Origin of the sequence: Sulfitobacter sp. HGT1 (assembly GCF_013282155.1) — a bacterium.
GTDB lineage: Bacteria > Pseudomonadota > Alphaproteobacteria > Rhodobacterales > Rhodobacteraceae > Sulfitobacter.
On the sequence record NZ_BLWI01000005.1, the window covers coordinates 43384 to 58416 of the forward strand.

General features: G+C 54.4%; 12 protein-coding genes and 1 pseudogene. 9 read left to right on the forward strand and 4 right to left on the reverse strand.

Annotated elements, in window-relative coordinates; translation table 11 throughout:
* The first annotated feature begins 46 nt into the window (after nucleotides 1-46).
* Genes HGT1_RS04740 through HGT1_RS18285 form a run of 3 tightly spaced genes read left to right on the forward strand, consistent with a single transcriptional unit; the run spans nucleotide 47 to nucleotide 2790 of the window.
* Nucleotides 47-2347: a TRAP transporter fused permease subunit gene (locus HGT1_RS04740; RefSeq protein ID WP_255200093.1), complete on the forward strand. Its 2301-nt coding sequence runs from the start codon at nucleotides 47-49 to the stop codon at nucleotides 2345-2347.
* Nucleotides 2328-2525: a DUF3237 family protein gene (locus HGT1_RS18280; protein WP_255200094.1), complete on the forward strand. Its 198-nt coding sequence runs from the start codon at nucleotides 2328-2330 to the stop codon at nucleotides 2523-2525. Before HGT1_RS04740 ends, HGT1_RS18280 begins: the two co-directional genes overlap by 20 nt.
* Nucleotides 2485-2790, forward strand: a complete 306-nt coding sequence (locus HGT1_RS18285) for a DUF3237 family protein (RefSeq protein ID WP_255200095.1) — start codon at nucleotides 2485-2487, stop codon at nucleotides 2788-2790. Before HGT1_RS18280 ends, HGT1_RS18285 begins: the two co-directional genes overlap by 41 nt.
* A gap of 911 nt (nucleotides 2791-3701) precedes the next feature.
* Here the strand turns inward: HGT1_RS18285 and HGT1_RS04750 are convergent.
* The gene (locus HGT1_RS04750; RefSeq protein WP_176248750.1) at nucleotides 3702-3926 is read right to left on the reverse strand and encodes a hypothetical protein; all 225 of its coding nucleotides are present in this window, start codon (nucleotides 3924-3926) and stop codon (nucleotides 3702-3704) included.
* Between HGT1_RS04750 and HGT1_RS04755 the strand changes: the two are divergent.
* A pseudogene (locus HGT1_RS04755) lies at nucleotides 3904-4305 on the forward strand (transposase); the annotation flags it as partial. The gene HGT1_RS04750 and the pseudogene HGT1_RS04755 overlap by 23 nt on opposite strands.
* Nucleotides 4306-4602: 297 nt before the next feature.
* Here the strand turns inward: HGT1_RS04755 and HGT1_RS04760 are convergent.
* On the reverse strand, nucleotides 4603-5055 hold the full coding sequence (locus tag HGT1_RS04760; protein WP_217902974.1) for a hypothetical protein: 453 nt from the start codon (nucleotides 5053-5055) through the stop codon (nucleotides 4603-4605).
* 497 nt (nucleotides 5056-5552) lie between these two features.
* On the opposite strand from HGT1_RS04760, the gene HGT1_RS04765 reads away from it, so the two are divergent.
* The 4 genes from HGT1_RS04765 to HGT1_RS04780 all read left to right on the forward strand — a co-directional run bounded on the left by HGT1_RS04765 (nucleotide 5553) and on the right by HGT1_RS04780 (nucleotide 9129).
* Entirely contained in the window at nucleotides 5553-6926 is a 1374-nt protein-coding gene (locus tag HGT1_RS04765) for an FRG domain-containing protein (RefSeq protein WP_176248785.1), read from the forward strand.
* A 453-nt stretch (nucleotides 6927-7379) separates the two neighbouring features.
* On the forward strand, nucleotides 7380-7580 hold the full coding sequence (locus tag HGT1_RS04770) for a hypothetical protein (protein ID WP_176248786.1): 201 nt from the start codon (nucleotides 7380-7382) through the stop codon (nucleotides 7578-7580).
* Nucleotides 7581-7883: 303 nt separating this feature from the next.
* The gene (locus HGT1_RS04775; RefSeq protein WP_176248787.1) at nucleotides 7884-8648 is read left to right on the forward strand and encodes a hypothetical protein; all 765 of its coding nucleotides are present in this window, start codon (nucleotides 7884-7886) and stop codon (nucleotides 8646-8648) included.
* A 73-nt stretch (nucleotides 8649-8721) separates the two neighbouring features.
* Nucleotides 8722-9129 (forward strand): helix-turn-helix domain-containing protein, encoded by a 408-nt coding sequence (locus tag HGT1_RS04780; protein WP_176248788.1) that lies wholly within the window; start codon nucleotides 8722-8724, stop codon nucleotides 9127-9129.
* Nucleotides 9130-9670: 541 nt separating this feature from the next.
* Here the strand turns inward: HGT1_RS04780 and HGT1_RS04785 are convergent.
* The gene (locus HGT1_RS04785; protein WP_176248789.1) at nucleotides 9671-12130 is read right to left on the reverse strand and encodes an FAD-dependent oxidoreductase; all 2460 of its coding nucleotides are present in this window, start codon (nucleotides 12128-12130) and stop codon (nucleotides 9671-9673) included.
* A 101-nt stretch (nucleotides 12131-12231) separates the two neighbouring features.
* Between HGT1_RS04785 and HGT1_RS04790 the strand changes: the two genes are divergently transcribed.
* On the forward strand, nucleotides 12232-12885 hold the full coding sequence (locus HGT1_RS04790; protein ID WP_255200096.1) for a TetR family transcriptional regulator C-terminal domain-containing protein: 654 nt from the start codon (nucleotides 12232-12234) through the stop codon (nucleotides 12883-12885).
* A 457-nt stretch (nucleotides 12886-13342) separates the two neighbouring features.
* Here the strand turns inward: HGT1_RS04790 and HGT1_RS04795 are convergent, their stop codons facing one another.
* On the reverse strand, nucleotides 13343-15001 hold the full coding sequence (locus tag HGT1_RS04795; RefSeq protein WP_176248790.1) for a BCCT family transporter: 1659 nt from the start codon (nucleotides 14999-15001) through the stop codon (nucleotides 13343-13345).
* Nucleotides 15002-15033 lie beyond the last annotated feature (32 nt).

Consider the following 15033-nt stretch of genomic DNA (forward strand, 5'->3'; position numbering starts at 1 on the left):
ACGGAAAGGCCAGACCTTTGGCCTTTCCAATAGGGAGGCTCCATCCGTGACGTCGCAATCCCCCAATCTGCCCCTAGGCCGGCGTATCGCTGTGTCCCTCGCCTTGGTCTTGGTGTTTTTTGGAATGTTAAACACCATGCCCGAGATACCGGGACTTCAGGACTTGGCGCGCGATCTGACGGGTCGGCAGTTTTTCAGGGTGGCAAACTTCCCGCCCGAATATTTCTACCCTCCGATATTCCTTTTGATGATGACGATTGTGGCACTGGATGCCTCGGTCTATCGGGCATGGCGTAAGGACAAGCCCCATTTGGCGTGGCTCGGGTTCTTGCTTGATGCGGGGCTGTTGCTTGCTGCATTTCTTGCGGCCTTCGGATACCTCGTCGAAATCGATTCCATCTGCCTGATTGACCAGATCACAGGCGAAAGAGCCCGCCTTATTCAGGACGCGGCCGAACGATCTGCAGGTGTTATCCCCGGAATGTCTTTCGAGGCCGAGGTGCCCGCCTGTCAGGCCCGTTTCGGGATCTGGATCATTCCCCTGCTGTTCACCATTATCACGCTATTCTTCCTCTATAACATCCGTGTCTGGGGGCTGCCCTTGGTGGCCGTCGCCAGTGTCGTGGTGCTTTATACCGTTGGCACGACCCTGATCTGGATCTTCGATCTTTCGGACAACAATTTCCTGCTGACCAAACTGGGGGCCGATGGGGGGGACGTTACCGCGGCGGCGATCCAGAAAGCTACGAACGTCTTTGTCACGCCGGACGGGTTCATGGGCCGTTTCATGGATATTGTCGTCAATCAGGTCTTTCCCTACGTGGTTCTCGGGGCGCTCTTTGGCACTTCGGCAGGGGGCACATCCCTGATCAAGCTCGCCGTGCGCGCGACGCGCAACCTGCGCGGCGGACCGGCCCATGCGGCCATCGTGTCCTCGGCGATGTTTGGCACAATCACCGGCGGGCCCGTCACCAATGTGCTGTCCACGGGGCGGCTGACGATCCCGATGATGCGGCGCAACGGCTTTTCGAAAGAATTTGCAGGCGGAGTCGAAGCCGCGGCCTCCTCGGGCGGGCAGATCATGCCGCCGGTCATGGGGGTTGCAGCCTTTGTGCTCGTGGCGCTGACGGCGGTGCCCTACACCAAGGTAATCACGGCGGCTTTCCTGCCTGCGATGTTCTTTTTCTTTTCGATCTTTCTCGCGGTGATGTTCCAAGCCCGTCGCGAACGCGTTGTGGCCGTAGGTGAGGTCCCCGAGGACCTTGTGATGGAGCGTCAGGACTGGTGGAACCTGATCATCATCGTGGTGCCGATCCTCACAATCTTGTTCCTGCTTCTGGGCAGCAAGGACGCCAGCGGCAGCGGGTGGATTGGGGCAATCATGCCCGACGCGGTGACGCGCACGGTCATCAATTCCACAGGGGATGCGGTATCCGCCGGTTGGTGGGCGGTTGCGGTTCTGATTCCGCTGCTGCTGCTTGACCCTGAAACCCGCGCCAAACCGTCCAAGATTTTTGTGTCACTGGCCGACGGTGGGCTGCTGATTTCAAGGCTGTTCCTGCTGCTCTTTGCTGTGTCGATCATTTCGGCATTCCTCAATGAAAGCGGTCTGACCGGAGAATTGACCCGCGCCGTGACCTCGTGGCTGGAACAGGCCCAAAGCATCCAGCTTTTCGGCTATGAGGTGCAGATCGTCGGGGGCGTCTATCTGATGCTGGCCCTGACCTGTGCGATGCTCTGCGCGATCCTGTTGGGCATGGGAATGCCGACAGTTCCTGCATATGTGAACGTCGCCCTTTTGCTCGGCCCCTTGCTGGCCAACCTTGGCGTCAGCTTTTTCACCGCCCATATGTTCGTCTTCTACTTCGCCGTGGCGTCAGCGATCACACCGCCCGTGGCGGTCGCCGCCTTTGCAGCCGCCTCGATCACCGGAGCCGAGCCGATGCGCACCGGCGTCGCAGCCGTGCGCATCGGGATTGTGATGTTCACGATTCCCTTCATCTTTGCATGGTACCCAGAGCTTTTGCTGATCCCCGAAGCTGTCACAATCACCGACGATTCCGGTGCCAAAGCCCTGATCGAAGGCTACAGCGGCGAGGTCGAAATCGCTGCGCTGGCAATGCTGTCCGCTCGATTGATCCTCGCGCTGTACCTGATGGCGTCGGCCTTGGCACGGTATGACCGTGGCCCGATGGGATCTGTGGAAATTGCGGCACGCCTTGGTCTGGCAGTCCTGATCATGTGGAAAACAGCACCGGTCATGTGGTTTGGAATCAGCGCCGGACTGGCTGTGATTGTTGTGCACAATGTTCTTTTAAGGAGAGCCGATGAGCGCGCCACAGCTTGAATTCGCATTCCGTCTTGAGGTGAACCTCGGTCCGATTCGCGAAATTGGTGCCAGTCGGGCCGGTCATCGGCGGATCGTCCAGATTATTGGCGGCACGGTTAGCGGCCCAAGGGCGTCCGGGCGTATTTTGAATCTTGGTGCCGATTGGCGAAACTATCTTCGCAGACCGGACAGCTGAACTTGATTTCCGCTATGCGTTCGAGACCGACTACGGTGCTTTGATCGAGGTCTGCAACTACGGCTTTCGGCATGGTCCAGCGGAAGTTATTGCGGCCATTGCACGGGGCGAAGATTTCGCCCAAGAAAGCTATTACATGCGCACCCATGCACGGCTACAGAGCACAGACTGGCGATATGACTGGTCAACCGCCCCTGTTTGTCGGAACTGGCCAGCGCAAAGAGTCCAGCGTCGTGATGGATCTTTGCGCGGTTACCTGAATTAGGCGCTAAAGACCAAAAAAGCAGCTTAATTCGTGTTGCAATTGTCTTTTAGAGTGATCTTGTGGAAAAAATTCGAACTGGCAATTCAACCCGAGTGTTTCCTTTGAATTCAATCGTAATCACTTGATCACCATCCACAGTCCTCTGCGTTGAATCTGCACCTGTCGCGAATGATTGCTTGGCCTCCAAGCGACTTTTCAGGGCGCTCGCGCCATAGGGAAAGCAGCCGTTGTTCTGGAAGGTCCCAACGTCCGCTGTGTCCGCAGAGCTGCCCTTAATCCATCTATAACGCCTGATCTTCTATCTGCGGCGCAGCGAAGGTCGGCTTCCCGCCCTTTGCATCTTGGAAGAATAAAAACCAGAGAGACGCAGGTCTCACTTCGAAACCGCCGATAGAGAATGCTTTTGTAAGTTTATAGCACTGAATAAAAAAACTTATTTGAGACGTAGAGGTTATAAACCAAGTGTGGCTGTCATGGGCAATTGCCAGATACTGACCGAATGTCAATTTTAAGATTCACTCGGGTTTGAAATGTAAGCGGCGAACTTGGCGCAAGCCCCTAAGTCGGGTGTCTTGAGGAAAATCACGTAAGCTATTGAATAAATAATTTTTTTATTTCAAGGCATCATCGGCGACGCGCAAAGTTTTACGCGCCGCGCAATTTTATGTGCTTCCCTACACCTATTGTAGGGCAGCGCGAAGCACTTCATTTCCGCTACTGAACTTAAAGAAGAAATTATCCACTTGCCGCCCAAAGAGTTTCGCAGCGATTGCGCATAGTATTTCGCAACTGCCTCATACTTCTTCGCCACAGACCACTGGATTTAATCGTTTCTCCCATCAGAGAACGAACCAATATTCTTGATCACTGGATAGCACAGCTGTTGGTTATCTGGAAGAAAAAATCGGTATTCAATCATCCTCACCCCCGAGCGAAAGAAGTTTAGAGTCGAAAACTTCCGCAGGATTATGGACTAATTTTTCGTCCAGAAGTTGATCAGACTGGCAAGCGGCAAGCATGATTGCAACCCAGTGCGCGGTGCCGTCTGTAACCACACAATCAAAGAGGTCGCGACCGACGGCAGCTAAGCAGACAAGAAGCTTATCGATGTTCGTTGCGATGCGGTTGATGACCATCCCCGGCGTTGGCCCTATTGCAGCCCTCACATTCAAGGCGGCTGTCGACGATCCGAGCCGGTTCAAACGTTCGCGTACAGATGGAGCACACTTTGGCCTGACTCCAAGGCGCTTTCAGTCTGGAGAGCATGACAATCCCGGGAGAATATCAAAGGCTGGGGATAGAGATGTTCGCGCAACTCTTTACGCCGCTGCCAACGCATTGCTCATGCGAACGATGGCAGGGTCACAAATCAAATCATGGGGCATGCGATTGATGCGCACCAAAGGTCGCCGACGCGCTGTAGTTGCCGTCGCCCGCAAGCTCGCCGTTCTGCTCCACCGTATGTGGATCGACGGCAGTGAATTCCGTCAGGAATCAGTTGGAGGTACGGCATGAACAAGTAGCCTACCAACTAACCTGACGGGATCGTCCAATCCGGACGAGGTTCGTGGATGAAGCCGAAAATGTCTGCTGCGCAACTTGAAGCGCGCCGGAAAGCGGGGCTCTCCACTTCCGATCCGACACATGCATGCAGCGGTGCCATTTCGAGCGCCAAACCAGACTGCGAAGAGAAGCGTGACCCGGACAAACGATCCTTGATCATTCAAAAGAAGGAAAACGAGCTTGACCCAGACACCCAATTAGATAAGCGGTCGTTCGCTGCATCTGCACGACGATTGCAAGCATGGGATGTTAAGGCCGAGGCGGGACTTCGAGCTGCGGGCTGATCAACTCTGACCGGTACAGCGTTGCGAATTCATCCAGTACCATTTCCAACGTTGCGACGAAGGTGGTTAAGTTGAATGATATCCCGTGCTCTCGCTTTTCATGAATGTATCGCCATTCAACGAAAGCGTTGGCATGCTGGTATAGCACGTCTCTGATCCCATAGTCCGATCTCAAGCAATCTGGGTGGTGCGGTGCCACATTTTTCCTAAATTCGAGATCAAGACGTTCCTTACTGGTGTCGCCAAGTAGCTCGAAAAGCTTCAAAAGATCATGGATTCTCTTGGTTTTGAGCGTGTTGTGATCCCAAACGAACCAAGCCTTCAGCGCAAATTCCATCGACAGCGCCAAAAGCATTGGTTCGACGCCGGTATGTTCCTCATGAAGCATACCAAATTCACGCGCATTGGCTTTCGCCATTGCATGGGTCTGCTTAAGGATGGATCGCGCCTGTTTTTCAAGCTTTACACCTGTAGAGAGACCGTGAAACTGAGGCGATTTCTGCATGAATAGAAGGTAGGCTAATCATAGAGCAACGGCAACGCGCATATGCAAGGTGATTTGGCCGGGCATGGCTGGCTGTAAATTGGGAGGGCAGCCGCCGAATGTGCTCGCAGGATCGGCAGTAAATCTCACAACCGGCAAAGGGCGGTGGGCTCAACTGGTCGACGCAGCGGGCGGATTGCAGGCATTCGCTGCGCAGGCGACGAACGTCAGCTGTGCAGCAAAACAGCCTTTCACGGGTGTTTAATATATCCTTTGTCATTAAGAGCTACGTCTTTCATATTCGTCTGCACAGAGGAATCTGTTGTGCAGGCAAATGCATATGGCGGCCGTTAATAATTTTTCGACAAGAGATAGCGAGAAAAATCTCGCATGGGCTTAAGCCGAGCGTTAATTTGATAAAGGCATAAGAAATGAGCGAAAACTTCAATTATATCTCTATTACCGATAAAGACCGTATTAACGATAATATGACCATACTCAGGGGCCGCTTATTTGAGTCCACTCCGGTTGCCATCGAGAAACGGCTTGAAGGCCTCAGTGATAAATCCGTTACCTTTCTCAAGAGCCTGCCTACCTTCGTGTGCAGCGAGATAGACTCGCATGCAGACGGCAACTCCATGGTCATAAAATATGGGAGAATCGCCGACCTAAAGCATTCTGATTTGACGGTTTCCATTACCTTCGACACGCTGATGGACTTTGGTGAAGTGAATTTCGATAACGTTGAAGATGCCCATAAAATATTCAGTGTGGACAGAATCCAGCTCTACCGCGGACACTGGGCGGTACGTGAAGGAGACTCTGTAGAAGTGTTGCGCCGTTTGAGCGATTTCTTCCCGAAGTTTTCTGAAGGGATCGATAGGCTCATAGAACAACCTGAAGTCGATGCAGAGATCGAGCCACCGCCTCGGGAGAAAAAAATACTTGGCACCGCTACCGATGTCGCATCTTTCTTAAAATTACTCTACGAAGCCCCTCTCGAAGAAGATCCCGAGACTTTTTTTCGAGGGCATGGCACAGCTAAGTATGAACTTTCACCGTTCCTGCTGAGAAAATGGGAGAATGGCGATTGGAAATTCTTGCCGAATGAGGACCGCCTTTGCAAAGAGTTGCTGATCGCGCATTATGATGAGTTCCAGAGTGACCAGTATTGTTTCGATCGCCTTGTGCGCATGCAGCACTTTGGACTGCCAACGCGGATGCTTGATATCACTGGAAATCCGCTGATGGCGCTGTTTTTTGCTTGCTCGAGCCAGCCTCAAGACGACGGTGAAGTCATAATATTTCAGGTTACCTCTGATGCTGTGAAATACTACGATTCGGATACCGTCAGTTGTCTTTCCAACCTTTCTAACTTGACGTACGAACAAAAGAACACAATTGACGTCAGCCTCGAACAGGGCAAATTCAATAAATCTGAAGTCGTCGGAAAACTGCTTCACCATATTAAGTCAGAGAAGGGATTTTTCGAAGGACGAATTATCCCGAAAGATCTTAGCTCAATCGTCTGCGTGAAGGCTAAGCGCACCAATTCGCGTATCAAATCGCAATCAGGCGCATTCCTATTGTTCGGGCACGAGGCGAAATTGCCGGATGTTGGGCAGAAAGGGATCAGGATCAGTCGCATCACGGTTAAAGCGGAAGAGAAGATAAAAATCCTCGCTGAACTTGATCGGATCAACGTCAACGATGCAACTGTATATCCGAGCATCGGTCAGACGGCAGATCATCTGCGGGAACAGTATCAGTCCAAGGTGCGGGAAACAGAATACGAGGGCAGATAATAAGAAGCGTTTTGAAGGTTTGAAGAAAGTCTGCAGCAGACCTTCGCATTAGAGGGCTCAGACGGCGGCTTTGAGTTGGACGAGAGATCCCTCATTAAAGGCGGATTCCAGACTTTCGCTGTGCGTGCGAAATTCAGCTTGTGGCCATGCGAAAGCCGACATTCGGGTGAGTGTGATTCCAGCGAGTCGTTGGAACTGCAAACTCCTGACCTGCCCCCCGAAACTTCCCTCAGTTTAATGTAGAGTTTGCTCAACCTTTGAAGGAGCAAACAAATGCGACAGAGCCGTTTTACTGAAGCCCAAATTATCGGAATGATCAAAGAACAAGAAGCTGGGATGCCGACAGCTGAGGTGTGAGTCCTAACTTTACAACATCAAGGAACCTGCTGTGCCTTAACAGGGTTCTGGATTTGTAAACTGCTTCGTGACATAAAAAGAAGTCAGGAGATCGTCGTGAAACCGAAAGTTTCAAATTTCTCATTCAAAAAACGCGCAGCTGAGAAGGCTGTCGCGCGCGCGAACGATGAAGAAAGACTTCAGTCCGGTCAGGTTTCGCCTGCCGTGATGGCACGCGTCAACTGCGGTCATCTGCGCGGAGTGCGCTATAAAGGCCCCTCAAAGCGCATTCAGACTATGGTTGCTGAAATGGATTAGCATTTTGCTTTCAGGCAGGACTGATCCAAAATCAAGCGCTCTAACCGATCGGGCGAAGGTCACGACATGATCTGGGCTTTAGTCTCGCAAAGCCACAAGCTTCTGCCATAGCTTGTGGTGCCGCACCTTGAGGAAATTATTGGGGGTCGGAATTTCTGCGTGTGGACGGCGGAGACGCCGGCCTGAGCGCCAGCAGAACGACACTGCTCGTGGTCGCCGTTACGCCGGTGTTGATCTGATTTTGAAGATTTATGCTATAAGTGCTATCCAGTAATTTGTGCTAACCAATGTAGGAGTTGGGATATGACGCGTGCATCAGAAGGTCTGGCGGGCTGGCCGACGGTCGCAGATCTGCGGCAAGATGATAGCCATCCTGTTTTCAGGTCGCGCAAGAGCGCTGTGTCTTCATCTGGCTCTGTTGATGTGAGCGTGGATGTCAAACTCGATGCCAACGACATCGATCTCAGTGACACGCTTCGAAAACTCCAATCCATAATCGATCAGCAAGGTGGGCCTGCTCTCGATGCCGAGACAGTGCGGGCAAGCCTGCAGCAGGCGTTGGAGACGACCCTCCAAAAGGGGTTTGCCAGGGAGCTCGACAGGATCGTTGCTGCGTACCGGGATATGCTGGAGCGACGGATGGCTTCTGGTCAGGACGAGGCGATTTCACGAGCCCTGACTCGGGCGAAATTGCAGACGGAGGTTCTTTCGTCGGTCCCCATGGTTGATCAGTCCCAAGCCTGCTTGCTGCTGGGATTGTCGGATACGAACCCGTCCGCCACGCTAAAACGATACGAGAGTAAGGACAGGATTCTGCGGTTCGACTTGAGGGGAAAAGCGGCTTATCCGCTGTTTCAGTTTGACGTGGCCGAGCGCCGCATTCATCCGATGCTCCTCACGATCATGAAATTGCGGAGCGATGACTGGGGAGGCAAGATGGCTTTATTGCATTGGCTGACGCGTCCCAACCGCAGTCTCGGTGGTGCGAAGCCGTGCGCTATGCTGGCCGAGGATGCAGATGGGGTACTGAAGTCCTTCACCGCCGAGATCGCGGAGCCGCTCAACTGATGACTGCAGATGTCGGCTTTGCCACAAGCTTTTGCCATACTATGAAAGAAGGTGCTTCAGAACGGAGATGACCATGGCGTCACATACACCCCTCGCAGGCGCTATTGAGCGTTCGGTCGAGCACAGCGAAAAACTTACTAAGATGGCAGGTGATTTTCTGACAAGCGCTCAGGTCTGTGACCTCCTGCGCATCGAACAGGCGGAACTTGTGGAGCGCCGCAAGACCGGCAAACTCATCGCCGTCCAAGTTGATTCAAACTGGCGGTACCCGGCATTCCAATTTCAAGATCGGGCAGTCTTGCGTGGGATTGAGACTGTACTGGCCGCGCATAAAGGCTACGATTCCTTTGTCGTAATCGACATACTGCTCGCGCCAGATGCTGTCTTCGACGGCCGCAATCTACTCTCTGTGATCCAAGATGGCGATGATGACGCTGTCAGGCGTTACGCAGCACAGATTGCAGGAAGCGGCTTCACATAGCTCCGATAGGCCTCATACCCTACAAACTATTTGTTGTAGGGTATGCCGGCAAACAGGCGGCCCCATGGGGCGCTTATCCCAAGGCCTCGGGCTGTTCACGCTCTGAAGTCGTGAAAAGGTGAGACTTGGCCCGGCACCTGTCCAACTGATGGGTGTCGGTTCCATTTTGGGATTGAGCTTCGCATGTTTGCTCGGTCTGGGCGATGATCCAAGGCTGCATTTCGGCACCAAATTTCCGAGAGAATGTTTCTCATGGGCCATTCGTGTTGTTGGGAAACGCCGACAGGGAGGGCGGATTGCAGACTTTCGCTGCGCTAAGCGCCGAGGTCCGCAATGCGGAGCCTTCCCGCCGTCCGTAGCATAGTAGATGGATAGCAATTAAGCCCGAAGAATTTCCTTCTCGGCGCGGGGGGTAGGTCGCATTTATACATCGTCGAGGACGAATTGGCACAGCGCTATTGCTTGCTCAACCCCGAACCAATCAGTGGATTTTCATTCGCCATTGCCGTGGCGCTCGCAACCGGGTCACGGTCAAACGGTCTCACCGCTTTACACGCTCCATAGCAGGATCAAGCAAAGGTTTCAGCGAGGCGTCTGCTGAGATGTGGCCGTCCGCGATTTCAATCGTCCATCTGCCAGTCTTTACGACCTCTGCTGTCACTGGTTCGTCAGTCTCGACAAAGCCGAGTCCGACTGCGCCCCCCAAGGTGTGACCGTAAGCTCCGATCTGAATATATCCCACCGGCATGCCATCCAAATGGATGATTTCGTTTCCATGCATCAGCGGTGCGGGATCGTTCAGCAGAAACTGGAGCATGCGACGCTTTGGTGTGCCTGCGGCTTTGATCTGTGCAAGGGCATCACTCCCAATGAACCCGTTTGACTTATCCAACTTCACCGCAAAGCCAAGCCCAGCCTCGATTGGGTTGTCGGTATTGTCCACATCGACACCGAAATCGCGATAGGCTTTCTCCAAGCGCAGCGAAGACAGCGTTTGCATCCCGGCGTTGCGCAGGTCGTAATCTTTGCCAGCGTCGACCAGCAGGTCGTAAACCTGAACCGCATGCAGGCTGGGCACATGCAATTCCCAGCCCAACTCGCCAATATAGGTGACCCGCAGCGCAAAGACGCGGAACAGGCCGACGTCGATATGGGCGGCCGACATGAAAGGGAAGGTGTCGTTTGACAGGTCCGCATCGCTAACCTTGGCCAAAATATCGCGGGCCTTAGGGCCATGCAGGTTGATCTGGGTGATGCCATCAGTCACATCGGTGACTGTCACGAATTCATCTGGGCCGATGTGCCGCCGCATCCACGCCTCTGTATGGCCGTGACTGTTTTCGCCGACCACGACCATGAAGCGGTCTTGCGCCATGCGGGTAACGGTGAGATCGGCCTCAAATCCGCCCGCCTCGTTCGTCCAGGCGGTATAGACGACGCGGCCCGTTTTCACGTCGACGTTGTTGCAACTGATCCGGTTTAGCAGCGGGCAGGCGTCGCGCCCTTGGACGAGGAATTTTGACATCGAACTCATGTCCATCAAGATCGCATCTTCGCGCGCGGCGCGGTGTTCTTCGGCGTGCCAGTCAAACCAGTTCTGGCGGCCCCAACTGTAGGCGTCGATCTGTGCGGCCTCTGGTGTCGGCGCGAACCAATCGGGAAGCTCCCAGCCGTGGCTCTCGCTAAAATACGCCCCGGCGGCCTTGAGGCGGTCATAGAGCGGCGAACGCTTCAGTCCGCGCGCTGTTTTGAAGCTGTCGTTGGGGAAATGTGCGCCAAAGCTTTTCGCCAGCAATTCAGGCGTCCGGGCGCGGCGAAACGCAGGCGTATTGTGGCTGCCATCGGCAAATCGGTCTACGTTGAAGGCGGTGTGATCGACCGGGCAGCGGCCATCGGCGATCCAATGTGCCAGCGTCTTGCCAATGCCGGGGCCGTACAGGATACCCAGCGAGTTCATCCCCGCAGCCACCCAGCAATTGCCTAACCCGGGCGCTTCGCCCACCAGCGGCGCGAGGTCTGGGGTAAAGCTCTCCGGGCCGCAGAAGAACTTGCGCACACCTGCCTCTGCAACTGAAGGCACGCGCTTGAAGGCCGCTTCCAGATGGGGTGCCATGCGCTCCCAATCGGGCTCAATCTCGCCAAAGGAGAACCCCTCGGGGATTGCGTCAACCATCCACGGGGCTGCGTCCGGCTCGAACAGACCTACCAGCAAACCGCCGACCTCTTCACGGTAGTAGGACCAGTTGTGCGGGTCTTCGAGCAGCGGTAGATCTCGTGACAGGCCGTCTATCTGCTCGGTGATAAGATAATAATGCTCCGCCGCCTGAAGCGGCAGATTCAGCCCTGCCTGTGCGCCGATCTGGCGCGACCACATGCCCGCGGCGATGACAACATGTTCGGCTGCGATGTCACCCTGATTTGTTCGCACGCCGACCGCACGTCCACCACGGGTTAGAATGTCCCGCACCGCGACTTCCTCAATCAACTTTGCGCCACGATTGCGCGCGCCGCGCGCCAGTGCCATCGTGGTATCAACAGGATTGGTGCGGCCTTCCTTGGGGTACCAAAAGGCGGCCAGCGTGTTAGCGAAGTCTCCGATTGGGAAACGCTCTGCGGCCTCTTTGGGCGAGATCTCATGCACTTCGATCCCATGCAGCCTCATGAAGGCCGCACCGCGGCGCATTTCCTCCACCCGCTCAGGAGTGTCGGCTGGCTGGATATAGCCAACCTCGCGCCAGCCGGTTGCCTGACCGGTTTCTGCCTCAAGCCCGGCAATAAGGTTGCGCCCATGCAGGTAAAGCTCACATTCCCATTCGGCTCCTAAAACCGCTGGTACGATCTCCCCTGCCGCATGCCAAGTGGTGCCCGAGGTCAGTTTGTCTCTCTCCAGAACCACCACGTCGGTCAGTCCAAGTTCAGTCAGATGGTAGGCAATATTACAGCCAATAGAACCGCCACCAATAATGACGACCTTCGCTTGGCTCGGAAGGGATATAGTCATTGTGAACCTTTTCTCGAATCTGTTCGATTTGATCAAAAGCCTGACTTGACCTGCGCTAAAAAGCAAGGAAATGATTGAACGAACATTCAATGGAGCCGCTGATGTCTGCCCCTGTATCAAGCAAAGCACCCGCGCGGACGGCCTCCCCCGAGATCAGACGCCAGCAACTGATCGACGCGACTATTGCCTCGATATGCAAGTTTGGCATTTCCGGCACAACGCTCAATCGGGTTACTCAAGAGGCGGGCCTGTCCCTTGGGCTGGTGAATTTTCACTTCAAGAGCAAGGACGCGCTTCTGCTGGCCGCCTTGCGGTATCTTGCGGATGAACATCGCGACCTGTGGATCAACAAATCGTCGAGAGGTGATCTCGACCCCATGGCGAAGCTGCGCGCCATCGTAGAAGCGCAGTTTCACCCTCGCATCTGCAACCGCCGCAAGCTTGCCGTTTGGTTCGCCTTCTTCGGCGAGAAGCGACATCGGGAGGCATACCGGAAGTCCTCTGGTGAAGTGGATTTGGAACGACAGCGGATTACAATGCGATTGTGTGCTGAGATTGTAGACGAAGGGGGCTACGAAGATGTTGCCCCTGACGAGGTTTCTCGCACTCTTGAGGGATTGTTTGACGGATTATGGCTGAACATTCTGACATATCCAGATCGGTTTAGCCGACAAACCGCCCTCCAAGACGTTTTGGGCTACCTTTGCAGGTGTTTTCCGAAGCATGTCGACATTTGCTGCGAAGGTCTTGAATGACGGCTTAGGGCCGGTCGCGTTCTTCGACACAGGGGGCGGGAACCGGACTTTAGCTGCACCCGCAAACCCGCAAGGCTGCATTGCTGGAGCTGACATTCGCCTGACGCGATTTTTGGGCTACAAGCTGCGTCGCCAGAGGTCCGATCCAAGGCCAAATTGACCGACGTCGGTGCCTTGGATGTTGCTCCTGCATTCGGTTGTTGCCAGCCCTTTGCCGCCGATCGTATTGGTTTCTGTGTGCCACGGATACTGCAGATGCGAAGTATCGTCATCGCCTCACTCAATGATGCTGCAGGTCGGAACTGCGGCGATAAAGTGCAAATTCCGAGCATTGCAAAATTGGACGCATTCAGCCCGCCGCACTGAATGGTGTTACTGTGCAAATTTGATAGCATATACCATGTTACGATCAAAAAAAATCCCGGCACCGCACAGGGCGGCACCGAGATCGTTTGTGTCAGCGTGGTTCGTTCATCAACCCACGCACGACGGCGTAGCAGGCCGCCAGTAGGACGAAAGTGAACGGCAAGCCCGTTGATACAGACATAGCTTGCAACGCTGCCAGACCACCGCCCAACAAAAGCGCAATGGCAACCGCGCCTTCAAAGCTGGCCCAGAAGATCCGCTGGATAACGGGCGCATTGGTCTTGCCGCCTGCTGCAATTGTGTCGATCACCAGCGAGCCCGAGTCTGACGAGGTGACAAAAAACACCACTACCAGCACGATACCGATGAAGGAGGTAATTGAGGTCAGTGGCAGTTGCGTCAACATCTGAAACAGCTTCAGCTCGAGCGCGGCGTCCTGCACTGCTGTGTAGCCATCATTGACCACTTGCCCGATGGCCGTGCCGCCCAACGCCGTCATCCACAGAACTGACAAAAGGGTTGGCACGATCAGCACGGCAATCAGGAACTCACGCACGGTCCGGCCACGACTGACGCGGGCGATGAACATGCCGACAAACGGTGACCAGCTGATCCACCACGCCCAGTAGAAGGCTGTCCATCCCGAGGTGAAGTTTGCATCTTCTCGGCCGAAGGGCATCGACAATGCAGGCAGATTTTTAGCGTATGCCAGCAGGTTGTCAAAGAACCCAGTGATGATCGCCAACGTCGGTCCGGCAACGATTATAAAAAACAGCAAAAGTGCTGCAAGACCCATGTTGACCTCGGACAGAACCTTGACGCCGCCGTCAAGGCCGCGAAGGATCGAACCGATTGCGATCAGCGTGATCAGGATGATCAGCAGGATCAGCATCGAACTTCCAGTACCCAGACCGAACAGGAAATTCAGACCCGCTGCTGCCTGCTGTGCGCCGATGCCCAAAGAGGTTGCCAAGCCAAAGACCGTGGCAAACACGGCAAGGATGTCAACGATATGGCCAGGCCACCCCCAGATGCGCTCGCCAAAAATCGGGTAGAAGGCCGACCGCAAAGTGAGCGGCAAGCCCTTGTTATAGCTGAACAGCGCCAGTGCCAGTGCCACCACCGCATAGATCGCCCAAGGGTGAAGACCCCAATGGAAGATCGTCGCGGCCATGCCCAGACGTGTGGATTCAAGCACGTTACCTTCTGCCCCCCCCAAGGGTGCCCAATCTGTGCGCAAACCGTCTTCACCGAAAACAACGCCACCAAAAGAAGACGAATAATGCGACATCGGTTCGGACACGCCAAAGAACATCAAGCCGATGCCCATACCGGCGGCGAACAACATCGAAAACCACCCGATATAGCCGTAATCAGGAGTTGCATCCGGCCCGCCCAGGCGCACTTTGCCCAGAGGCGACAGGATCAACCCAAAACAGACGAGTACAAAAATGTTACCCGACAGAAGGAAAAACCAGTCCAGATTGCCTGTCAGCCAATCGCGTAGTCCCACGAAAAGCGGTTCGGCGTCATTCTGAAACGCAAGCGTCAGGAATGTGAACAGCATGATCCCGACTGCAGAGATCGAAAAAACAATCTTGTGGATATCCAAATCCATCGACACTGCACCGCTGAAGTTGTCCTGACCAATGTCAAAATCGGTCTCGATGATTTCCGTATCACCCTCGGGTTCCGGAATGGCTTCGACATCGGGCTCTTCAACCGGATGCTCTTGTTTGTCTTCATTCATCTGGTGTCTTTCTTGTTGTTGGCGCTGATCAT

Bases quoted from the DNA above. Each gene is read 5' to 3' on its own strand.
- HGT1_RS18280 (WP_255200094.1), top strand. From the start codon at position 2,328: ATGAGCGCGCCACAGCTTGAATTCGCATTCCGTCTTGAGGTGAACCTC.
- HGT1_RS04750 (WP_176248750.1), bottom strand. From the start codon at position 3,926: ATGGTCATCAACCGCATCGCAACGAACATCGATAAGCTTCTTGTCTGC.
- HGT1_RS04760 (WP_217902974.1), bottom strand. From the start codon at position 5,055: ATGGCGAAAGCCAATGCGCGTGAATTTGGTATGCTTCATGAGGAACAT.
- HGT1_RS04765 (WP_176248785.1), top strand. From the start codon at position 5,553: ATGAGCGAAAACTTCAATTATATCTCTATTACCGATAAAGACCGTATT.
- HGT1_RS04775 (WP_176248787.1), top strand. From the start codon at position 7,884: ATGACGCGTGCATCAGAAGGTCTGGCGGGCTGGCCGACGGTCGCAGAT.
- HGT1_RS04780 (WP_176248788.1), top strand. From the start codon at position 8,722: ATGGCGTCACATACACCCCTCGCAGGCGCTATTGAGCGTTCGGTCGAG.
- HGT1_RS04785 (WP_176248789.1), bottom strand. From the start codon at position 12,130: ATGACTATATCCCTTCCGAGCCAAGCGAAGGTCGTCATTATTGGTGGC.
- HGT1_RS04790 (WP_255200096.1), top strand. From the start codon at position 12,232: ATGTCTGCCCCTGTATCAAGCAAAGCACCCGCGCGGACGGCCTCCCCC.
- HGT1_RS04795 (WP_176248790.1), bottom strand. From the start codon at position 15,001: ATGAATGAAGACAAACAAGAGCATCCGGTTGAAGAGCCCGATGTCGAA.